This window comes from Microbacterium sp. ProA8 (assembly GCF_039905635.1).
Lineage (GTDB): Bacteria > Actinomycetota > Actinomycetes > Actinomycetales > Microbacteriaceae > Microbacterium > Microbacterium chionoecetis.
Window position 1 is genome coordinate 2,828,209 of record NZ_CP157000.1, and the last position, 20,410, is coordinate 2,848,618.

A 20,410-nucleotide genomic window follows, 5' to 3' on the forward strand; every position below is an offset into this window, starting at 1 on the left:
CGACAGGAGTTGCCCACGCCATGACCACTGCGATCGTGTACACCGAGTTCGGCGGCCCCGAGGTGCTGCGGGAGGTCTCCGTCCCCGAGCCCGTGCCGGGTCCCGACGAGGTCGCGATCCGCGTCACCGCGGCAGGCGTCAACCCGATCGATGCGAAGCTGCGCTCGGGCGCACGGCCGTCGGGCGAGATCACCGAGCCGCGGCGCGTGGGCGGCGACGGCGCAGGCGTCGTGATCGCGGTCGGCGACGACGTCGACGGGTTCCGGGCCGGCGACCCGGTGGTCTTCGCGGGCGCGTCCGGTGCGTACGCCACCGAGCTGGCGGTCCCCGCGGGGCGGGTCTTCGCCCGGCCGCCGCAGGTGAGCGCCGCCGAAGGCGCCGCGCTCGGCATCCCGGTCGGCACCGCCTACCAGACGCTGCGCTCGCTGGGGGTCGGCAGCGGCGACACCCTCCTGGTGCACGGCGGATCGGGTGCCGTCGGGCAGGCGCTCATCCAGCTCGCAGTGCTGTGGGGCGCGAGCGTGGTCGCGACGTCGTCCGAGCGCCGGTTCGACCGCGTGAGTGCGCTCGGCGCCATCCCCGTCGCGTACGGCGAAGGGCTCGCCGAACGCGTGCGCGACGCCTCCCCGCACGGCCTGACCGTCGCCGTCGACGCCGCCGGCACCGATGAGGCGCTCGAGACGTCGATCGAGCTGGTGCCCGACCGGCAGCGGATCGCGACGCTGGTGCGCGGACGGGATGCCGCGGGCCTCGGCATCCGTGCGTTCTCGGGCGGGTCTCCCCAGCCGCTCACCGCTCAGCAGCAGGTGTGGCGCACCGAGGCGGTGCCGGTGACGGTCGCCCTGATGGCGGCGGGGCTCTTCTCGGTGGAGCTCGGCCCGTCGTTCGCCCTCGCCGACGCGGCAGACGCGCACCGCGCGATCGAGGCGGGCGTCGACGGCAAGATCACCCTCGTGCCCTGACGGCCCTCCTGGCTACGGCGCGGCGCCGGTGGCGACGGGGCGGCCGGGCGTGTGGGTCCACTGACTCCATGAGCCCGGGTAGATGCCGAGCCGCAGTCCCGCCCGCTCGGCGGCGAACACCGCCTGCGCGGCGGTGACGCCCGACCCGCAGTAGGCGGCCGCGTCCACGCCCTCGGTGACGCCGACGTCGGCGAACAGCGCACGCAGGCTCGCGGCATCCCGGAACCGCTCGCCGTCCATGTACGCACCGGTCGGAAGGTTCACGGCGCCGGGGATGTGCCCGGCGATGGGATCGATCGGCTCGACCTCGCCGCGGTAGCGCTCGGCGGCGCGCACGTCGATGAGCACGCCGGAGGCGGCGAGTGCCGCAGCCTCGTCGATGGAGAGCACCGGCTCTTCCAACGCGGTGAGCGACACGTCGCCGGGCTCGGGCACCACGGGTCCGGTCTCGAGGGGCAGGCCGGCGGCGCGCCAGGCGCCGAGGCCCCCGTCGAGGATGCGCACGTCGCCGACGCCCGACCGCGTGAGCAGCCACCACGCGCGCGAGGCGCCGAGGGAGCGGTCGTCGTCGTAGATCACGACGGTGTCGCCGTCGCGGAGGCCCCAGCGGCGGGCGGCGGCCTGCAGGCTCTCGGTGGACGGGAGCGGATGCCGCCCGTCCTCGGGCCGGCCGTGCTGCGACAGCTCCGTCTCCATGTCGACGTAGACGGCGCCGGGCACGTGCCCCTCGAGGTGCTCGGCGCTGCCGTCCGGGCGGTCGAGGCGATAGCGGACGTCGAGCACGCGGGCGGTGCCGGAGCGGAGAAGGTCGTCGAGTTCTGCGGGGGTGATCAGCTGCGCCACCGGTCCATTCTGCGTCCATTCCGGCTCGCGTCCCACTCGCGCGCGCTTTACCGCCGGGCGGCGGCGCCGGAGCCGGTACCGCAACAGTTCGACACACGACGTACGGGCACGGCCCACCCGGCTCGACAATGGTCAGCATGCCTCGTGCCACCGACAACGACCTGCCGCCGCGTCCGGCCGCCCCTCGCTCGTTCGCGACGGCGCAGGTGCAGGCCGGGTTCGACTCCTCCGTCGCGGAGAACACCGCTGTTCCCGCCATCCACCAGTCCAACGGCTTCGAGTTCCGCTCGCTGTCCGAGGCGCGCGACCTCTTCGCACTCCGCAAGGACGGCAACATCTACAGCCGTGCCGCGAACCCGACCGTGCTCGTGTTCGAGCGCCGGGTGGCCGAGCTCGAGGGCGGCATCGGCGCCGCGGGCGTGGCGTCGGGCCAGGCGGCCGTCGCCGTGGCACTGCTCGCGCTCGCCAAGCAGGGCGAGCACATCGTCGCCGCGCGCCAGCTCTACGGCGGCACCGTCGACCTGCTGCAGGACACGTTCGCCGACTGGGGCATCGAGGTGACGTTCGTCGACCAGGACGACATCGAGGCGTGGCGCGCCGCCGTTCGTCCGACGACCCGCGCACTCTTCGCCGAGTCGATCTCGAACCCCATCGCCCAGGTGCTCGACCTCGGCGCGGTCGCGGCCGTCGCCCGCGACGCGCGGGTCCCCCTCGTGATCGACAACACCGTCGCGACGCCGTACCTGCAGCGGGCCAAGGACTTCGGGGCCGATATCGTGGTGCACTCCGCGACGAAGTTCCTGGGCGGCCACGGCACCTCGCTCGGCGGGGTCGTCGTCGACCTGGGCACGTTCGACTTCACCGCGCAGCCCGGGCGCTGGCCCCAGCTGACGCAGACCTACCCGCGCGTCCCCGACGGCAGCCTCGTCGAGCGCTTCGGCCAGACGGGGTCGCCGTACATCGCGCTCGTCAAGACGAAGTACGTCCACGACCTGGGCCCGTCGCTGTCGGCGTTCAACGCCTTCCAGCTGCTGCAGGGCCTCGAGACGCTCGACCTCCGCATGCAGCGCCATACCGAGAGTGCGCTCGCCGTCGCGCGGTTCCTCGAGACGCATCCCGCGGTCGCGCGGGTGCACCACCCGGGGCTGGACTCCAGCCCCTGGCGCGCTCAGGCTCAGACGTACCTCCCGCGCGGGGTGAGCTCGGTGTTCGCGTTCGACCTGCCTGCCTCCGGCGACGCCGAGGCCGACTTCCGCCTCGTCGAGGAGTTCGTCTCGCGTCTGCAGGTGGTGAGGCTCGTCGCCAACATCGGCGACGCCCGCAGCCTCGTCGCCCACCCCGCCTCGATGACCCACAGCCACATGTCGCCGACGCAGCTGGCCGAGGCCCACATCGGCCCGACGACGGTGCGGCTGTCGATCGGCCTGGAGGACGCCCGCGACATCGTGGAAGACCTCGCCCGCGCGCTCGACCGGATCGCCGAGAGCGCCGAGAGCGCCGACGCGGTGCGGCAGCCGGAGGCCGTCGCACACTAGCGGGTCGGGCGCCGGTGCGCTCCCGCCGCTAGCCTCGTGTCATGACCTCAGAGTCCTCACCATCGAGCCGGCAGACGCCCGGCTCGTCCTCCCCGCGCTGGGGCATCCTCGGTCCCGGGGGCATCGCACGGGCCTTCACCTCCGACCTCCGCACCGCGGGGCTCGACGTCGCCGCGGTGGGATCGCGCCGCCGCGAGACCGCCGAGGCGTTCGCCGCCGACTTCGACATCCCCCACGCTCACGGCTCGTACGAGGACCTGGTCGCCGACCCCGACGTCGATATCGTCTACATCGCCACGCCCCATCCGATGCACGCCGCCAACGCCCTGCTGGCGCTCGAGGCCGGAAAGCACGTGCTCGTCGAGAAGCCCTTCGCGCTGAACGCGACGGAGGCGGCGGCGGTCCGCGACGCGGCGGCCGAGCGGGGGCTGCTGGCGATGGAGGCCATGTGGACGCGCTACCTGCCACACATGGTCCGCATCCGCGAGCTGGTGGCCTCCGGAGCGCTCGGCGAGATCCGTGCGGTCACCGCCGACCACACCCAGCGGATCTCGAGCGATCCCGCCCATAGGCTCAACGACCTCGCCCTCGGCGGCGGCGCCCTGCTCGACCTCGGGATCTACCCGGTGTCGTTCGCATGGGACATCCTCGGCGAGCCGCTGTCGATCGGAGCCACCGCGCGCCTCGGCGACACCGGAGCGGACACCGAGGTCGCCACGATCATGGCGCACGAGTCCGGGGCGCTCTCCACGACGCTCTCCGCCTCCCGCGCAGCCGGCCCCAACACGGCCGCGATCATCGGAACCGACGCCCGCATCGAGATCGCCCGCGTCTGGTACACCCCGACGTCGTTCCGCGTCGTCTCGCACGACGGCACGGTGCTCGAGGACTTCGTCTCCGACGTCGCCGGCCGCGGGATGCAGTACCAGGCGCTGGCGGCCTCGCGCTATCTCGCCGAGGGTCGCACCGATTCGGACGTGCTGCCGATCGACGAGACCGTCGCGATCATGGCGACGCTCGATGAGATCCGCGCGCTCGTGGGCGTGCGCTACCCCGGAGAGGCCTGACATGCCCGATCTGCAGAATCCCCGCGTCGCGGTGTATCTCGACTTCGACAACATCGTGATGTCCTGGTACGACCGCGTGCACGGCCGCAACTCGTACTCGCGCGACCGGCAGCGGATCGCCGAGAACCCGGCCGATCCCGAGATCGCCGAGCGGCTCTCGGCGGCGACGATCGACGTCGGCGCGATCATCGACTTCGCGGCATCCTTCGGCACGCTGGTGCTCACCCGCGCGTACGCGGACTGGTCGGCTCCCGTCAACGCGATCTATCGCTCGCAGCTCGTCGCCCGTGCGGTGGACCTGGTGCAGCTCTTCCCCGCCGCGGCCTACGCCAAGAACGGGGCCGACATCCGCCTCGCGGTGGATGCCGTCGAAGACATGTTCCGTCTGCCCGACCTCACGCACGTCGTCATCGTCGCCGGCGACTCGGACTACGTCCCGCTCGCCCAGCGATGCAAGCGCCTCGGCCGCTACGTGGTCGGCGTCGGCGTGGCGGGGTCGACGGCGAAGTCCCTGGCTGCCGCCTGCGACGAGTTCGAGGCGTACGACTCGCTGCCCGGCGTCCCGCGCTTCGCACGCGAGCCTGCGAAGGCGGTCAAGGCGCCGGAGAAGGCGCCTGCGAAGGCCAAGGCCGCTTCTTCCACCCGGGCCGCGAAGGCGAAGGAGACGGGAGCCGCGGCAGCAGCCACCGCCGCGCCGCGTTCGGGAGGCCGCCGAGGGACGGCGAAGACGGCGGTGACGGATGCCGCGGCTCAGGAGGCCGTCGCGCCCGAGGCCGTCGCGCCCGAGGCCGGCACGCCCGAGGCCGGCACGCCCGAGGCCGGCACGCCCGAGGCAGGCACGCCCGAGGCCGTGGCAGTCGAGGCCGCGCCGACGCGCTCGGCGCCCGAGATCGAGGCCGCGCTCAACGAGGCGCTGGAGACCGCGGCGCCGCCGAAGCGCACGAATCGTCGTGCCTCGTCCAAGACGGTCGCGGCCCGCGCCGAGACCGCGGCTCCCGAGCCGCCCCAGCCCCTGGAGCCGCAGCCTGTGGAGGAGCAGCCCGTGGAGGAGCCGGCGGAGGATCCGCAGGAGACGGCGACGCGCCTCCTCGAGCGCGCGCTGCGGCTCGGCCACGACAAGAACGACGACTCCGAGTGGCTCCACAGCTCGGCGGTCAAGACGCACATGCGGCGCATGGACCCCTCGTTCAGCGAGAAGGCCCTGGGCTATCGCTCGTTCAACGACTTCGTGAAGGCGCGCGAGTCGATCGCCGAGCTGGAAGAGACCGGGCACGAGCGACTGGTGCGGCTCCGCGAGTAGCGGCTCCATCGCCCCCGCGGCACACGGGGCGGGGCTCGTCAGGAGACGCGGGCGAGGAAGTCGAGCAGTCCGGCGTTGAATGCCGCCGGCTGCTCGATGTTCGCCGCGTGGCCGTCGTGGGCGATCACGGCCGACTCGCCCCGCGGGGCGAGCGCGGCGGCGGCCGCCGCATGCGAGCTCGGCCAGAACTCGCTCTCGGCGCCCGCGACGAAGAGCACCGGCAGCGGCGTCGCGGCGATCACCGGCCGCCAGTCGGCCTTGGCGTGATCGTTGAGGAGCGCGAGTTCGCCGGCGCTCAGCTCACGCTCGGCGCCCTTCATGGCCCGCAGCAGCCGCACCAGCCGCATGCCCCGCCGGAGCATCGGGGTGCCGTGGCCGGTCTCGGGGATGCCCTCGGCGAAGTACGTGTCCGCGTTCTCGGGGGTGTAGCCGTAGAACCCGTGCCGCCAGTCGGCGGTGTTGAGCATCTTCGGCGTCTGATCGACCGACACCACCGCCGCAGCGCGCTCCGCGCCCTCCTGGCCGAGGTACGACCAGATGGTGTTCGCTCCCATCGAGCCGCCCACCAGCACCGCGCCCCGAAGGTCGAGCGCCGCGAGTACGTCGCGGACGTCGCTCCCCCTGCGAGCCATGTCGACGCCCGACGCCGGCCGCTCCGCGGCGCCGTGGCCGCGGACGTCGACGGACAGCACCCGATAGCCCGCGCGCGCCAGCACCGGCACCTGATACCGCCACGTGGTGGCGGCGGCCTTGAACCCGGCGAGCAGCACGACCGGGCGGCCGGTGCGCTCGCCTGCCTCCTCGACGTGCAGCCGCACGCCGTCGTCAGAGTGGATCGCGGAGTCGTCCGCGGGGATCGAGGGCATCTCAGTCTCCGTTCGGGAAGGCCTTGCCGGGGTTGAGCAGCCCGGCCGGGTCGAGGGCGTGCTTGATCGAGCGGTGCAGCCCCCGCACCACCGGGCTGAGCTCGGCCGCCGCGCCGTCTAGCTTGAGGAGGCCCACGCCGTGCTCGCCGGTGACGGTTCCGCCGAGCGCGCGGCAGTCGTCGACGATGCGATCGAACGCCGCTTTCGCGCGCGACTTCGCGTCGCCGTCGCCCTCCGGCGCGATGATCAGCGGATGCAGGTTGCCGTCGCCCGCATGGGCGATGTTGGCGATCACGACCCCCGCGTCGGCCGCCGCCTCCTCGATCCGTGCGAGCATCTCGGGAACGGCGCCGCGCGGGACGCACACATCCTCGGTCAGCACCGGTCCCAGCCGCTCCAGTGCGGGGTACGCGAGGCGCCTTGCGCCGAAGAGCCGGTCGATGTCGGCGGGCTCCACCGCCCGTTCGACGCGGCTGCCGCCCGCGGTGCGGAAATGCGCCTCGATCGCGGCTGCGAGCTCTTCACCGCGCGCACCGGGCTCGTCCACCTTGGCCAGCAGCAGCGCGTTCGCATCCTCCGGCAGGTCCCAGCCCTGCCATTCGGCCACCGCGTGCAGGCAGGTGCGGTCGATCAGCTCCAGGGCCGACGGCACGATGCCCGCCTCGGACACGGCCGCGACCGCGCGTCCGGCATCCGTCAGCGTCCGGAAATAGCCGACGACGGCACGCTCCTCGCGGCCGCCGAGGGGTCGCAGCTTCACCGTGACGTCGACGATGATGCCGAGCGTGCCCTCGGAGCCGACGAACAGACCGGTCAGGTCGTACCCGGTCACGCCCTTGGCGGTCGTGCGGCCGAGCTTGGCGACGCTGCCGTCGGCGAGCACCACCGTCATGCCGATGACGTAGTCGCGGGTCACCCCGTACTTCACGCAGCAGATGCCGCCGGCGTTGGTCGCGACGTTTCCGCCGATGGTCGAGATCGCCTGACTCGCCGGGTCGGGCGGATACCAGAGCCCGTGCGCGGCGACGTGGCGGCGCAGGTCGTCGTTCAGCACCCCTGCCTCGACGACGGCATAGCGTTCGGCGGCGTCGACCTCGACGATCCTCGTCATCCGCTCGAGCGAGAGGACGAGGCATCCGGGCGTCGCGTTCGCGCCCCCCGACAGGCCGGTGCCCGCCCCGCGCGGCACGACCGCGACCCCGTGCGCCGCCGCGATGCGGACGGTCGCCACGACATCGTCGATGCTCGACGCGAAGACGACGGCGGCGGGCAGCCCGAAGTCGGCCCACTCGGCGTCGTCGTGGCTCCGCCGCTCGAGCGTCTCGGCATCGGTGGCGACGGTGTGCGGCGGCAGTGCGGCGCGGAGCGCCTCGACGACGGAGTGCATGGCGTACCGATGCTAGTCCGTGCGGCTCCGCGTGATCCGTCGCTGCACCGCGAACCCAGGGCCGATCTGGGAATTCGCCGCACCCGGTCCGCGATCGAGGGGGTGGGCTACAGTGTGACCTGTGGCACGCCGTAATGCCCCGCCGGGCTCGCAGACCTCGCTGCGCGAGGCCAATCGCGCGCGCGTCGTCGAGTCGCTCAAGCGCCACGGCCGTCTCACGCAGATCGAGCTCGCCGGCAGCACCGGCCTCTCTCCCGCCACGGTCTCGAACATCGTCAAGGAGCTGACGGCCTCGGGCCTTCTGCACACGTCGTTCACGACGAGCAGCGGCCGTCGCGCCACGCTCGTGTCGCTCGCCCGCCGGCTGGGCCTGGTCGCGGGCGTCCACTACAGCTCACGGCAGCTGCACATCGCGATCGCCGACACCGCGCGCACGATCGTCACGCAGTCCTCGCTCCCGCTCCCCTTGGATCACCGCCACGACTCCGAACTGGACCGTCTCGCACTGCTGCTGGGCGACATGATGGAGTCGCTCGGCGGGTCGCTGGCCGATCTCCTCTCCGTCGGGCTGGCGCTGCCCGCGCCCATCGACCCGCGCACCGGGATGGTGTCGACCCCCGGCCTGCTGCGCGGCTGGGAGGGCGTCGACGTCGCCGAGAGCCTCTCGGTGCGCATCGGCCGGCCGGTGCACGTCGACAGCGAGGCGAACCTCGGCGGACTCGCCGAAGCGCGCGAGGGCAACGGCCGCGCCGCCGCATCGTCCGTCTTCATCCGCGTCGGCCACACCATCAGCGCCGGACTCGTCGTCGGCGGCGACCTGTTCCGCGGCGTCAACGGCAAGGCGGGCCAGATCGGTCACGTCACGCTCGACGAGAACGGACCGATCTGCCGCTGCAGCAACCGCGGCTGCCTCGAGACCTACGCCGGCGGACCGGCGCTGCTGTCGCTGTTCCCGCCGAGCGAGGGCATGCACCGCCTCGGCGACCTGCTCCACGCCGCCGAGGCCGGGGACGGCGCCGCGCGTCGCGTCATCGCCGATGCGGGACGCCATATCGGCATCGCCGCGGCGAGCCTCTGCAACCTCTTCGACCCCGAGGTCATCGTCGTCGGCGGCGAGCTGGGGCTGGCGGGCGAGATCCTGATGGCGCCGATGCGGCACTCGCTCGAGCGCACCGCGCTGCCGTCGGCGGGCGGTCTGCCCGAGATCGTCGGCGCCTCGTTCGGCGAGTGGGCCGAGACGCGCGGGGCGATCGCCATCGCACTCGACCATGTGACGGTCAGCGCCCAGATCCCGACGGCATCCTCGCTTCCCATCACCGCATAGGCTCGTCCGATGTCCCGCATCCGACACGATCGGCCGTGGCGGCGCCCGGGCGGGCGTCGCACCGCGCTGGCCGCCGCGGTGGTGGTCGTCGCCGCGGCGCTGCTCTCCGCCTGCACCGGGACGCCCGCCGAGAACGATCCGCCCAGCGACGACACCATCGCGCTCCTCCTGCCCGATGCGAAGACGGCGCGCTACGAGACGTTCGACCGGCCGCTGTTCGAAGCTCGCGTGGCCGAGCTCGGCGACTACGACGTGCTGTACGCCAACGCCGATCAGGATGCCGCGAAGCAGCAGCAGCAGGCGGAGTCCGCGCTCACCTCCGGCGCCGGCGTGCTCGTCCTCGATCCGGTGGACGCCAACGCCGCCGTCAGCATCGTGAGCACCGCCAACGCCAAGGGCGTGCCGGTGATCTCGTACGACCGCCTGATCGCCGGGGGCGACCTGGCCTACTACATCTCCTTCGACAACGAGAAGGTCGGCGTGCTGCAGGCACAGGCCTTCGTCGACGCGATGCGGGCGACCGACGACGGCAGCGGCATCCTGATGGTGAACGGCTCGCCGACCGACAGCAACGCGGCGCTGTTCAAGCAGGGCGCCCACAGCATCATCGACGAAAGCGGCCTGCGCGTGCTCGCCGAGTACGACACCCCCGGGTGGAGTCCCGAGAAGGCGCAGGAGTGGGTGTCGGGGCAGATCGCCCAGCACGGCGACGCGATCGCCGGGGTCTACGCCGCCAACGACGCCACCGCCGGCGGCGCGATCGCAGCCCTGCGGGTCGCGAACGTGGATCCGCTCCCGATCGTGACCGGACAGGATGCCGAGCTCTCGGCCATTCAGCGGATCCTCACCGGCGACCAGTACATGACGGTGTACAAGGCGATCAAGCCGCAGGCCGAGCTCGCCGCCGAAGTCGCCGTCAAGCTGCTGCACGGCGAAGAGGTCACCGCACCGCTGGAGATCGAGGGAACGCCGGCCACCCTGCTCGACCCCGTGGCGGTGACGATCGACGACATCATGGACACGGTGGTCGCCGACGGCTTCTGGAGCGTCGAGGACATCTGCACGCCGGCCTACGCCGATGCGTGCCAAGCTGCGGGCATCGGGTAGGGTCTCGACTCTGGCAGGGCTCGGCTGGGGCCGGAACGACGACGAGGACGGGGCGAGGATGTCGATGACGCACCCGCGGACGGGGCGGCCGCGCGAACGCGTGCTGACGATGCGCGGCATCGGCAAGCGGTTCGGTGCGGTCAAGGCGCTGACCGACGTGGACTTCTGGGTCAACGAGGGCGAGGTGGTCGCACTCGTCGGCGACAACGGCGCCGGCAAGTCGACGCTCGTCAAGGTTCTGGCGGGCGTCCACCCGCCGGACAGCGGGTCGATCGAGTTCGACGGCGAAGAGGTGGGCATCGGCTCCCCGGCGGATGCTCAGCAGCTCGGGATCGAGACGATCTTCCAGGACCTGGCGCTGTGCGACAACCTCGACGTCGTCGCGAATCTGTGGCTCGGGCGCGAGCTCCGCGACGGCGCCACCCTCGACGAGGTCGACATGGAGCAGCGCACCTGGACGCTGCTGCGCGAGCTGTCGGCCAAGATCCCCTCGGTGCGCGTCCCGGTCGCCTCGCTGTCGGGCGGGCAGCGCCAGACCGTCGCGATCGCCCGTTCCCTGATCGGCGAGCCTCGCGTCGTCATCCTCGACGAGCCGACCGCGGCGCTGGGCGTCGCGCAGACCGCCGAGGTGCTGAACCTCATCGAGCGCCTCCGCGAGCGCGGACACGGCGTGATCCTCATCAGCCACAACATGGCCGACGTCATGGCCGTCGCCGACCGCGTGGTGGTGCTGCGCCTCGGGCGCAACAACGGCGTGTACAACGTCGCCGACGTGACGAGCGAGACCCTCATCGCGGCCATCACCGGCGCGGTCGACCACTCCGCGGCACCGCGACGTGCACCGGAGCGCGCGCCGGAGCGGACGGATGCCGCGTCCGCCCCTCCGCGCGAGGAGGAGCCGTCCCTCGAGGAGTCCACCGGCGGCACCGTGATCCGCATGCCGCGCGCCGGCTCCCGCCGCACTCCCCGACCTCGCGGGGACGGGAGCCGATGAGCGGGCGCGGCGACGACCGCCTGGCGGAGCCCACCGCGGACGAGCGACTGCTGAGCAGCACCGGCATCCGTCTCGCGCTGGAAGCCTTCGTGACGCGCATCCGGGGCGGCGACCTCGGCGCGCTTCCCGTCGTGCTGGGGATCGCGGTGATCTGGACGGTGTTCCAGCTGCTGAACCCCGTCTTCCTCTCCAGCGAGAACCTCGTCAACCTCACGATGCAGTGCGCCGCCATCGGCACGATCGCGCTCGGCGTCGTGCTCGTGCTGCTCGTCGGCGAGATCGACCTCTCGGTCGGCTCGGTCTCGGGCCTGGCTGCCGCGGTGCTCGCGGTGAGCTTCGTGCAGCTGCAGTGGAACCTCTTCCTGGCGCTGGCCGCCGCGATCGTCGTCGGCTGCCTCGTCGGGCTGCTCTACGGCTATCTCTTCACGCGCTTCGGGCTGCCGAGCTTCGTCATCACGCTGGCCGGTCTTCTCGGGTTCCTCGGACTGCAGCTGTGGGTGCTGGGCGAGACCGGATCGATCGCCATCCCGTTCGACTCATGGCTGGTGCAGTTCGCGCAGCAGATGTTCCTGCCGGCGTGGGCGTCCTACGTCGTGGCGGTGCTGGCTGCGGCCGCGTTCGCCTGGTCGCTCCTGCGCCGCGCACGACGGCGCGCGGCGGCCAATCTGGTCAGCCAGAGCTACGTCGAGATCGCGGTGCGCAGCGGCGTCCTGCTCGCTTTCCTCCTCGTCGCGACGTGGTACCTGAACATCTATCGCGGCGTCGGGGTGATGTTCCTGTTCTTCCTCGGCCTCATCGTCGCCATGAACTTCGTCCTGACCCGCACCCGCTGGGGCCGGGCGGTGTACGCGGTCGGCGGATCGGTCGAGGCAGCCCGGCGTGCCGGCATCCGGGTCGACCGCATCTACCTCTCGGTGTTCGCGATGTGCTCGACGCTCGCCGCGGTCGGAGGCATCCTGGCGGCCGCACGGCTGGCGTCGGCGAACCAGAGCTCGGGCACGGGGGATGTGAACCTCAACGCGATCGCCGCGGCCGTCATCGGCGGGACGAGCCTGTTCGGCGGGCGCGGATCGGCGTTCTCGGCACTCGTCGGCATCGTCGTCATCCAGTCGATCTCCTCGGGGCTGACCCTCATGAACCTGGACTCGTCGGTGCAGTTCATGGTCACCGGCGTGGTGCTCGTGCTCGCGGTGATCGTCGACTCGCTCTCACGCCGCACGCGTGCCGCCACCGGCCGCGCCTGAACACAGGCTGCGGCGCACTGTCTTCACTTGGCGAACACTCGGCCAGGGCTGCTCGCTCACCCTTCGATCGGCGAGGTGCATTATGTGCGGTCTTGGCGCAGAGAGTGTGCATTCTGCACGGTAAGCGCTCTCTTCGATGCGGCCGACCCGATTCGGCCGCCCTCTGACCTCCGGCGTTGCCAAAGCGTTACGTTCAAGACTTGACGCCAAGAATGCCCGTCATCGATGATCGCATCAGCGCGAAGAAACCGGGGACGATCCTGGGGCTCGCTCGCTTCAATGACGAAAGGCGAATGATGAAGAAGTCTTCACTCCTCGCTGTGGTCGCCCTCACGGGCGCGGCCGCGGTGATGCTGGCCGGCTGCGCCGGCGGCAACGGCGACACCGGTGACGGCGGGGACGGCGGTGACGGCGGCGAAGCCGCGGACCGTGCCTGTGTGATCCTGCCCGATGCGGCGTCCTCGCCGCGCTGGGAGAACTTCGACCGCAAGTACCTCCAGGAAGGGCTGGAGGAGGCCGGTTTCGACGTCGACATCCAGAACGCGCAGGCGGACGTCAACAAGTACTCGACGATCGCCGACCAGCAGCTCACGCAGGGCTGCGGTGTCATGCTGCTCGTCGACTATCAGGGCGCTGCCGAGGCCGTCGCGACCAAGGCGAAGGCCGAAGGCATCCCCGTGATCGCGTACGACCGCCCGTTCACCGGCGCGGACTACTACGTCTCGTTCGACAACACCGAGGTCGGCCGTCTCGAGGGCCAGACCGTTCTCGACGGCCTCGAAGCCGCCGGCAAGGACCCGGCGACCGCGGTCGTCGTCTACATGGGTGGCGACCCGACCGACGGCAATGCCGCGATGTTCCACGACGGCGCCGTCGAGGTGATGGAGGCCGCCGGCATCACGCCGGCGGCGGAGCCCCCGGGGATCTGGGACCAGGCCAAGTCGCAGACCAACTTCGAGCAGGCGCTGACGGGCCTGGGCGGCAAGGTCGACGGCGTGTGGGCCGCAAACGACACGAACGCCGCGGGTGTCATCAAGGTCCTGCAGGACAACAACCTGACGGGCGTCGCAGTGTCGGGCCAGGACGCGAACGTCGCAGGCCTGCAGAACATCCTGCTCGGCTGGCAGACCGCCACGGTCTACAAGCCGGTCAAGGACGAGGCCACGGCCGCCGTCGAGACGGCCGTCGCGCTCCTGAAGGGCGAGACTCCCGAGGCCGACGCCGAGCTCGAGGACGGCACGCCCTACATCCAGGTGACGCCGATCCTGGTCGGTCCCGACGAGGTCAAGGACGTCGTCGCCGCCGGCGACGCCGCCTACGACGACGTCTGCACCGCTGACGTGATGGCCGCCTGCGAGCAGTATGGAGTCACCGCCGAGTAGCGGATCGGCTTACGGCTGAACCCGCGAGGGGGCGCCGCGCCACTCGGCGTGGCGCCCCTTCTCGCCGGACCACGGGCACTCCCAAGGAAGCGAGCATGTCAGATACATCCACCACCATTCCCGCCCCGGTCGGCGCCGAGCCGATCATCCAGCTGGTCGGGGTCAAGAAGTCCTTCGGCCCCGTCAGCGTCCTGAAGGGCGTGGATCTCAAAGTCCACCCCGGCAAGGTCACCGCCCTCGTCGGCGACAACGGCGCCGGCAAGTCCACGCTCATCAAGGGTCTGGCGGGCGTGCAGCCGTACGACGAGGGCGAGGTCCTCATCGACGGCGTGCACCGCGATCTGCACACGCCCCGCGACGCCGGGCACCTGGGCATCGAGGTCGTCTACCAGGACCTGGCGCTGTGCGACAACCTCGACATCGTCCAGAACATGTTCCTCGGCCGCGAGGAGCTCTCATCCGGCACCTTCGACGAGGGCCGCATGGAGAAAGAGGCGTCCGACACGCTGCGCTCCCTCTCGGTGCGCACCGTGAAATCCGTCCGCCAGAAGGTGTCGAGCCTGTCCGGCGGCCAGCGGCAGACCGTCGCGATCGCTCGCGCCGTGCTGAAGAAGGCGCGAGTGGTCATCCTCGACGAGCCGACGGCCGCCCTCGGCGTCGCCCAGACCGAACAGGTGCTGAACCTCGTGAAGCGCCTGTCGGAGCAGGGGGTCGCCGTGGTCCTGATCAGCCACAACCTGGTGGACGTTTTCGAGGTCGCCGACGACATCGCCGTCCTGTACCTCGGTCAGATGGTCGCCCAGATCCCGGCGTCCTCGACCACCCGCGACGACGTCGTGGGCTATATCACCGGAACCAAGGCGCCCGCCGGTGTCACGATCCTCGACACGTCGACCGTTCGCACCGAAGGAGGCGCGGAATGAGCAGCAATGCCACCCGGACCGAGGCCGCTCCCGATCCCATCGCGAGCGACCTGATCGGCAGCGGCGTCGAGGGCGGCGTCGGCGACCAGCTCCAGGCGTGGTGGCAGCGCGTGCGCGGCGGCGACATGGGCGCCCTTCCGGCCATCGGCGGCCTCGTCGTGCTCGGCGCGCTGTTCTCGATCATGAGCCCGTTCTTCCTCACGGAGCGCAATTTCGCCAACCTGCTGAACCAGGCGGCGACGCTCGTCGTGCTCGGCATGGCGCTCGTGTTCGTGCTGCTGCTCGGTGAGATCGACCTGTCCGCCGGTGTGACCGGCGGTGTCGGCATGGCGCTGTTCGTCGTGCTGAACGCGCAGTTCGGCGTCCCCTGGCCGCTCGCGCTCCTGATCGGCTTCGGCTTCGGGTTCCTCACGGGGGCGTTCATCGGCTTCTTCGTGGCGAGGGTGGGCATCCCGTCGTTCGTCGTCACGTTGGGCTTGTTCCTCGGATTCCAAGGTCTCGCGCTCGTCATCATCGGCCCCGGCGGCCTGTTCCGCCTCGAGGTGCCCGAGCTCATCGCACTCCAGAACGGAAATCTGCCCGTGTGGGGCGGATGGGCGATGCTCGTCATCATGCTCGCGATCTCGGGGGGAACGTCCTTCTGGGACCGGGCGCGCCGCACGCGTGCCGGCGTTCCTAACCGTGCCGTGTCGTTGGTGTTCATCAAGCTCGCGGCGATCGCGGTGATCGGCGGTGCGGTGGTCTTCGTCCTCAATCAGAACCGAGGCCAGTCCGTGGTCGAGGTGGCCGGGGTCCCCATCGTCGTGCCGGTCGTGCTGACGATCCTCTGGCTCGGCACGTTCCTGCTCGACCGCACCAAGTTCGGCCGCTACATCTACGCCATCGGCGGCAACGCGGAGGCTGCACGCCGTTCCGGTGTCAAGGTGCGGTGGATCAAGTGGTGGGCGTTCGTCATCTGCTCGAGCCTCGCGGTGTTCTCGGCGCTGCTGAGCGTGGCCCGGGTGGGCTCCGTCGACGCGACCGTCGGCCGCGACATCGTGCTGTCGGGTGTGGCCGCGGCGGTCGTCGGCGGTGTCAGCCTGTTCGGCGGCAAGGGACGCCTGATGCACGCGGCGATCGGCGCGCTCGTGATCGCGACGATCACGAACGGTCTGGGCCTGCTCAACCTGCCCGCGGGCGTCAACCTGCTGGTGACCGGCGGCGTGCTGATCCTCGCGGCGACCGTGGACGCGCTGTCGCGCGTGCGGTCGGGCGGCGGAAGGATCTAGCTGTGCTGTCCAGGCAGGTTGGTCAATCTGCTGATGGGTGGGTGGCCGCCGATCGCGGTGTGGGGCCTGTGGTGATTGTAGGAGTGCAGCCAGGTCGGGAGCGCGTTGCGGCGGGCTGACTCGGAGTTGTAGTGCCGTGAGTAGGCCCAGCCGTCGGCGAGCGTGCGGTGGAATCGTTCGATCTTCCCGTTCGTCTGTGGCCGGTAGGGGCGTGTGCGTTTCGGTCGAATGCTGAGTTCGGCGCAGGCGTCCCGCCAAGCGAAGGAGCGGTACGCGGAGCCGTTGTCGGAGAGGACGCGCTCGACGGTGACGCCGCGGGCAGCGAACCAGCCGACCGCGCGTCGCAGAACAGCGACGGCTGTGGCTGCGGTCTCGTCGTCGTGGATCTCGGCGTAGGCGACGCGGGAGTGGTCGTCGATGACGGTGTGGATGAACGCTGTCCCGGTGACCATGTCGCCGGCGATGCCACGTCTTCCGGTCCGTTTGGCGGTGACCGCTCGGTTGCGGTCGCCTTGGAACCGGCCGACGTAGCGCCACCCGCCGCCGTCGGGGATGTTGCCGAGCTTCTTCACGTCGACGTGGATCAACGAGCCGGGATGCTCGTGCTCGTAGCGGCGGGCGGGCTCGCCGGTGCGAACGTCGACGTGGCTGAGCCGATTCACCCGGCAACGCGTCAGGATCGCATGGACGGTCGACGCCGGCATCCCCAGCTGAGCGCCGATTCCGACCGGACCGAGCCGCTTCTTCCACCGCAGATGCACGACCTTCCGCACCACCGGCCGGGGCGTCCTGTTCGGACTCGAGTGCGGCCTGGAGGAGCGGTCCTGCATCCCCGCCTCACCCATCTCGACATAGCGGCGCGCCCACCGTTCCGCGGTCCGCCACGACACCCGGAAGTAGCTCGCAGCCGCAGCGACGGACCAGCCGTCATCGACGACCTGTCGGGCGAGCCGGAGGCGTTGGCGAGGGGTCAGCGCAGCGTTAGCGTGGGTCACGAGGACCTCCTTGGTCTCGAGTGCGGGAACTAGACAGCTCCACTCTCGACCGGGAGGTCCTCACCCGTCTATCGCGTCACACCTCAACCAACGTCCCTGGGCAGCACATCTAGCCGGGTCGCTGACCCACACGAAGACGCCGGGCGGAGGCATCCGCCCGGCGTCTTCGTCGTCAACGGCGGGTCGAGAGTCCCGCGATCACCTCGTCGACCCAGGCAGGCACGAGTTCGGTCGCACGCCCGGCGCGCGACTCGTCGAACGGCACCGCGTCCTCGAAGAGCAGCAGGGTGTCGCGGGGCTCGAGGTTGAGCTCGATCGTCCGCGCGCCGAAGGCCGCCGCGAGCGCCACGTACCCCGCTGCGGGATAGACGGCGCCCGACGTGCCGATCGAGACGAACTCGTCGCATGCCACGACCGCGTTCTCGATGCGCTCGAGCTCGTACGGCATCTCGCCGAACCAGACCACGTCGGGGCGCAGCATCCGCTCTCCGCACTCGGGGCACGGCGGGCGATCGATGAGGTCGCCGTCCCACTCGGGCCGGGCGCCGCACGCGCCGCACAGCGCCCGGCGCAGCTCGCCGTGCATGTGCACGAGGCGGCGGCTGCCGGCGCGCTCGTGCAGATCGTCGACGTTCTGCGTGACCACGACCAGGTCGTCCCCGATCGCGCCCTCGAGCCGGGCGAGGGCGCGATGGGCGGCGTTGGGCGCGACGGCTCCGAGGGCACGGCGCCGCGCGTCGTAGAAGGCGAGCACGGTGTCGGGGTCGCGCTCGTAGGCGTCCGGCGTCGCGACGTCTTCGACGCGGTGCCCCTCCCACAGTCCGTCGGCGCCGCGGAAGGTGGGCACCCCGCTCTCGGCGGAGATGCCGGCGCCGGTCAGGACGACGATCCGCGTCATCGCACCGTGCCCGGTGCGACGTGCGACAGCACGCGCTCCCACACGTCGGCGAGGATCAGGCGAGAGGTGGGATCGGTGGTCTTCGGGACCATCTCGACGCGCGCGGACGGGAGCCGCTCGGCGAACCAGCGTGCCGCGCCGGCGGCGGCATCCGGGTCGTCCCGCCCGTTCATCAGCAGCGTCTTCGCGTCGATGCTCTCCAGGAGCTCTGCGAGCTCGTAGGCGCCGAGCTCGGACTCGGCACGCGGCACGGCGACCAGGGCGAGCCGGTCGACGCCGGCGCCGACGAGGGCGGCGACCCGGACGGCCAGCTCCCCGGCGGTGGCCACGCCGACGATGCCGGCAGGGCGATTCTCGCGCTCCTCGGTGACGAACTGCGCGATCCGCCGGGCGGTGGCTTCCGCGGGCGTGGTTCCGCGGTAGGCCACCGGGTCGTCGACGTCATCGACGGTCAGTCCGATCGCCACGACTCGCGCGTCGCGTCGCATCGTGGCGTCGGGCAGCGGATCCGACAGCGCCGAGGCGCCCCCGCGGAGAAGGAAGACGGTGCGCTCCGCGCCGGGTGCCCCGAAGCTGCGGTGCTCGTAGGCGGCGTCGGGTGCTGCTGCTCGGGTCATGGCGAAAGCCTACGAGTCATCCGCGCAGCCAGGGGCGGCCGGCGCGCGCCGGGAAGCAGGTGCGCGCCGGCCCGCAGGCCTCCCTACGCTCAGGCCATGAGCGGGATCGCACCCACCAGCACGCCGACGGCGAGCATCGCGAGCGACACGACGCAAGCCCGCCACAGCACCTTCTTGTGGTGGTCGCCGAGGTTGACGCTGGCGAGCGAGACCAGCAGGAGGATGGCGGGGACGAGCGGGCTCTGCAGGTGCACCGGCTGGCCGGTGATCGAGGCGCGGGCCATCTCGACCGGCGCGATCCCGAAGTGCTCAGCGCTCTGCGCCAGTACGGGCAGGATGCCGTAGTAGAACGCGTCGTTCGACATGAAGAACGTGAAGGGGATCGACAGGATGCCGGTGATCACTGCCAGGAAGGGTCCGAGCGAGGCGGGGATCACTGTCGTGATCCAGGTCGCCATCGCGTCGACCATGCCGGTGCCGTTCAGCACGCCGACCAGCACGCCCGCGGCGAGGACCATCGAGACGACGCCGACGATGCTCGGCGCATGGGCGACGATCTCGTCCGCCTGGCTCTTCAGCTTCGGGAAGTTCACCAGCAGCGCGACTCCGGCGCCGACCATGAACACGTACGCGAGCGGGAACACGTCGAGCACGAGCAGCACCATCACCGCGAGCGTGAGCGCCAGGTTGAACCAGATGAGCTTCGGCCGGAGGCTCGCGCGGTTGGGGTCGAGCATCGTGTCGGCCATCGCGGTGTCTTCGCGATCCACGACCGCCGTCGCGGCCGGGATGCCGCCGCGACCACCCGTGAGCGTCACGATGTTGCCGGTGCGCAGCGTCGCACGGGCGCCCGGCTTCGTGTCGGCGCCGCGGAAGAAGCGTGGTCCGGCCAGCCCTCCCCCGCCGTCGAGGCGGGACTCGTCGATGCTGCCGATGCGCTTGCGCTCCGAGAGCCCGAGGAACCAGGCGAAGGTCAGCGAGATGACGATGCCGGCAGCGAGCGACGGCAGCATCGGCACGAAGATGTCGGTCGGCTGCAGGCCCAGTGCGGTCGCCGCCCGCACCGTGGGACCGCCCCACGGAACGATGTTCAGTGTGCCGTTCATGAGACCCGCGACGCACGTGAGCACGACGGGGCTCATGCCGAGGCGCAGGTAGATCGGCAGCATCGCGGAGGTCGTGATGATGAAGGTCGTCGACCCGTCGCCGTCGAGCGAGACCGCGCCCGCCAGCACCGCCGTGCCCAGCACGACCTTGGCGGGATCGTCGCCGAGCAGGCGCGTGATCGCCCGGATGAGCGGATCGAAGAGACCGACGTCGATCATGATGCCGAAGTACATGATGGCGAACATGAGCAGCGCGGCGGTCGGCGCCATGCTGCCGATCGCGTCGATGATCATGTCGCCGAGTCCGAGCCCCGCTCCGGCGAACAGCCCGAACACGGTCGGCACGAGGATGAGGGCGACCATCGGCGTCAGCCGGCGCGTCATGATGAGCGCCATGAAGACCAGCACCATCGTGAAGCCCAGTGCGACGAGTATGCCCTCGGACGGCACGAAGGCGGTGGCGTAGCCCTCGTCGGCCTCGGCGGCCTGGAACAGGAACGGAACTGCCGCGTTCATCTCGACTCCTTCGTCGTGTCGTGCGGGTGGTGGCGTCGTGCGGGTGGTGGCGTCGCACCGGTCGCGGTGCGTTCCC

18 protein-coding genes are annotated in these 20,410 nt (G+C 71.3%); 11 read left to right on the forward strand and 7 right to left on the reverse strand.

Going from position 1 to position 20,410, the window contains the following annotated elements; translation table 11 throughout:
* Positions 1-20: 20 nt before the first annotated feature.
* The gene (locus tag ABG085_RS12670; protein WP_347976090.1) at positions 21-962 is read left to right on the forward strand and encodes an NADP-dependent oxidoreductase; all 942 of its coding nucleotides are present in this window, start codon (positions 21-23) and stop codon (positions 960-962) included.
* Between the two features lie 12 nt (positions 963-974).
* Here the strand turns inward: ABG085_RS12670 and ABG085_RS12675 are convergent, their stop codons facing one another.
* Positions 975-1,805 carry a sulfurtransferase gene (locus ABG085_RS12675; RefSeq protein WP_347976091.1) on the reverse strand — a complete coding sequence of 277 codons (831 nt, stop codon included), beginning with the start codon at positions 1,803-1,805 and terminating at the stop codon, positions 975-977.
* A 137-nt stretch (positions 1,806-1,942) separates the two neighbouring features.
* Here ABG085_RS12675 and ABG085_RS12680 point away from each other — a divergent pair, with 137 nt between their 5' ends.
* From ABG085_RS12680 to ABG085_RS12690, 3 genes are read left to right on the forward strand one after another with little or no spacing between them, the layout of a single operon-like run.
* The gene (locus ABG085_RS12680) at positions 1,943-3,340 is read left to right on the forward strand and encodes a PLP-dependent transferase (protein ID WP_347976092.1); all 1,398 of its coding nucleotides are present in this window, start codon (positions 1,943-1,945) and stop codon (positions 3,338-3,340) included.
* Positions 3,341-3,381: 41 nt separating this feature from the next.
* The gene (locus tag ABG085_RS12685; protein ID WP_347976093.1) at positions 3,382-4,407 is read left to right on the forward strand and encodes a Gfo/Idh/MocA family oxidoreductase; all 1,026 of its coding nucleotides are present in this window, start codon (positions 3,382-3,384) and stop codon (positions 4,405-4,407) included.
* 1 nt (position 4,408) lies between these two features.
* Positions 4,409-5,707 (forward strand): NYN domain-containing protein, encoded by a 1,299-nt coding sequence (locus tag ABG085_RS12690; RefSeq protein WP_347976094.1) that lies wholly within the window; start codon positions 4,409-4,411, stop codon positions 5,705-5,707.
* 38 nt (positions 5,708-5,745) lie between these two features.
* Here ABG085_RS12690 and ABG085_RS12695 read toward each other — a convergent pair whose 3' ends face one another.
* Together ABG085_RS12695 and ABG085_RS12700 are read right to left on the reverse strand one after the other, a co-directional pair.
* Positions 5,746-6,573, reverse strand: a complete 828-nt coding sequence (locus ABG085_RS12695; protein WP_347976095.1) for an alpha/beta hydrolase — start codon at positions 6,571-6,573, stop codon at positions 5,746-5,748.
* Between the two features lies 1 nt (position 6,574).
* The gene (locus ABG085_RS12700) at positions 6,575-7,960 is read right to left on the reverse strand and encodes an FAD-linked oxidase C-terminal domain-containing protein (protein ID WP_347976096.1); all 1,386 of its coding nucleotides are present in this window, start codon (positions 7,958-7,960) and stop codon (positions 6,575-6,577) included.
* A 121-nt stretch (positions 7,961-8,081) separates the two neighbouring features.
* Between ABG085_RS12700 and ABG085_RS12705 the strand changes: the two genes are divergently transcribed.
* The 7 genes from ABG085_RS12705 to ABG085_RS12735 all read left to right on the forward strand — a co-directional run bounded on the left by ABG085_RS12705 (position 8,082) and on the right by ABG085_RS12735 (position 16,202).
* Positions 8,082-9,284, forward strand: coding sequence for an ROK family transcriptional regulator (locus tag ABG085_RS12705; RefSeq protein WP_347976097.1), 1,203 nt, complete (start codon positions 8,082-8,084; stop codon positions 9,282-9,284).
* Positions 9,285-9,293: 9 nt separating this feature from the next.
* Positions 9,294-10,391, forward strand: coding sequence for a substrate-binding domain-containing protein (locus ABG085_RS12710; RefSeq protein ID WP_347976098.1), 1,098 nt, complete (start codon positions 9,294-9,296; stop codon positions 10,389-10,391).
* A gap of 58 nt (positions 10,392-10,449) precedes the next feature.
* Positions 10,450-11,385 (forward strand): ATP-binding cassette domain-containing protein, encoded by a 936-nt coding sequence (locus ABG085_RS12715; RefSeq protein WP_347976100.1) that lies wholly within the window; start codon positions 10,450-10,452, stop codon positions 11,383-11,385.
* Positions 11,382-12,629: a sugar ABC transporter permease gene (locus ABG085_RS12720; RefSeq protein WP_347976102.1), complete on the forward strand. Its 1,248-nt coding sequence runs from the start codon at positions 11,382-11,384 to the stop codon at positions 12,627-12,629. The genes ABG085_RS12715 and ABG085_RS12720 overlap by 4 nt, the downstream gene beginning before the upstream one ends.
* Before the next feature lie 296 nt (positions 12,630-12,925).
* Positions 12,926-14,011 (forward strand): substrate-binding domain-containing protein, encoded by a 1,086-nt coding sequence (locus ABG085_RS12725; RefSeq protein WP_347976103.1) that lies wholly within the window; start codon positions 12,926-12,928, stop codon positions 14,009-14,011.
* Positions 14,012-14,106: 95 nt separating this feature from the next.
* On the forward strand, positions 14,107-14,934 hold the full coding sequence (locus tag ABG085_RS12730) for an ATP-binding cassette domain-containing protein (RefSeq protein WP_347976104.1): 828 nt from the start codon (positions 14,107-14,109) through the stop codon (positions 14,932-14,934).
* Positions 14,931-16,202, forward strand: a complete 1,272-nt coding sequence (locus ABG085_RS12735) for an ABC transporter permease (protein WP_347976105.1) — start codon at positions 14,931-14,933, stop codon at positions 16,200-16,202. Before ABG085_RS12730 ends, ABG085_RS12735 begins: the two co-directional genes overlap by 4 nt.
* On the opposite strand, the gene ABG085_RS12740 is transcribed toward ABG085_RS12735, so the two are convergent.
* The 4 genes from ABG085_RS12740 to ABG085_RS12755 form a co-directional block, all read right to left on the reverse strand.
* Complete coding sequence (locus ABG085_RS12740; protein ID WP_347976106.1) at positions 16,199-17,197, reverse strand: IS481 family transposase; 999 nt, start codon at positions 17,195-17,197, stop codon at positions 16,199-16,201. The genes ABG085_RS12735 and ABG085_RS12740 overlap by 4 nt on opposite strands.
* A gap of 172 nt (positions 17,198-17,369) precedes the next feature.
* Positions 17,370-18,095, reverse strand: coding sequence for an NAD-dependent deacylase (locus ABG085_RS12745; RefSeq protein ID WP_347976107.1), 726 nt, complete (start codon positions 18,093-18,095; stop codon positions 17,370-17,372).
* Positions 18,092-18,712, reverse strand: coding sequence for a hypothetical protein (locus ABG085_RS12750; protein ID WP_347976108.1), 621 nt, complete (start codon positions 18,710-18,712; stop codon positions 18,092-18,094). The genes ABG085_RS12745 and ABG085_RS12750 overlap by 4 nt, the downstream gene beginning before the upstream one ends.
* An 89-nt stretch (positions 18,713-18,801) precedes the next feature.
* On the reverse strand, positions 18,802-20,334 hold the full coding sequence (locus ABG085_RS12755; protein WP_347976109.1) for a CitMHS family transporter: 1,533 nt from the start codon (positions 20,332-20,334) through the stop codon (positions 18,802-18,804).
* Positions 20,335-20,410: the final 76 nt, after the last annotated feature.

Excerpts from the sequence above, each read along its gene's own strand:
- ABG085_RS12710 (WP_347976098.1), top strand. The coding sequence starts at position 9,294 with ATGTCCCGCATCCGACACGATCGGCCGTGGCGGCGCCCGGGCGGGCGT.
- ABG085_RS12720 (WP_347976102.1), top strand. The coding sequence starts at position 11,382 with ATGAGCGGGCGCGGCGACGACCGCCTGGCGGAGCCCACCGCGGACGAG.
- ABG085_RS12680 (WP_347976092.1), top strand. The coding sequence starts at position 1,943 with ATGCCTCGTGCCACCGACAACGACCTGCCGCCGCGTCCGGCCGCCCCT.
- ABG085_RS12725 (WP_347976103.1), top strand. The coding sequence starts at position 12,926 with ATGAAGAAGTCTTCACTCCTCGCTGTGGTCGCCCTCACGGGCGCGGCC.
- ABG085_RS12700 (WP_347976096.1), bottom strand. The coding sequence starts at position 7,960 with ATGCACTCCGTCGTCGAGGCGCTCCGCGCCGCACTGCCGCCGCACACC.
- ABG085_RS12745 (WP_347976107.1), bottom strand. The coding sequence starts at position 18,095 with ATGACGCGGATCGTCGTCCTGACCGGCGCCGGCATCTCCGCCGAGAGC.
- ABG085_RS12670 (WP_347976090.1), top strand. The coding sequence starts at position 21 with ATGACCACTGCGATCGTGTACACCGAGTTCGGCGGCCCCGAGGTGCTG.
- ABG085_RS12750 (WP_347976108.1), bottom strand. The coding sequence starts at position 18,712 with ATGACCCGAGCAGCAGCACCCGACGCCGCCTACGAGCACCGCAGCTTC.
- ABG085_RS12690 (WP_347976094.1), top strand. The coding sequence starts at position 4,409 with ATGCCCGATCTGCAGAATCCCCGCGTCGCGGTGTATCTCGACTTCGAC.
- ABG085_RS12730 (WP_347976104.1), top strand. The coding sequence starts at position 14,107 with ATGTCAGATACATCCACCACCATTCCCGCCCCGGTCGGCGCCGAGCCG.
- ABG085_RS12715 (WP_347976100.1), top strand. The coding sequence starts at position 10,450 with ATGTCGATGACGCACCCGCGGACGGGGCGGCCGCGCGAACGCGTGCTG.
- ABG085_RS12695 (WP_347976095.1), bottom strand. The coding sequence starts at position 6,573 with ATGCCCTCGATCCCCGCGGACGACTCCGCGATCCACTCTGACGACGGC.
- ABG085_RS12685 (WP_347976093.1), top strand. The coding sequence starts at position 3,382 with ATGACCTCAGAGTCCTCACCATCGAGCCGGCAGACGCCCGGCTCGTCC.
- ABG085_RS12735 (WP_347976105.1), top strand. The coding sequence starts at position 14,931 with ATGAGCAGCAATGCCACCCGGACCGAGGCCGCTCCCGATCCCATCGCG.
- ABG085_RS12755 (WP_347976109.1), bottom strand. The coding sequence starts at position 20,334 with ATGAACGCGGCAGTTCCGTTCCTGTTCCAGGCCGCCGAGGCCGACGAG.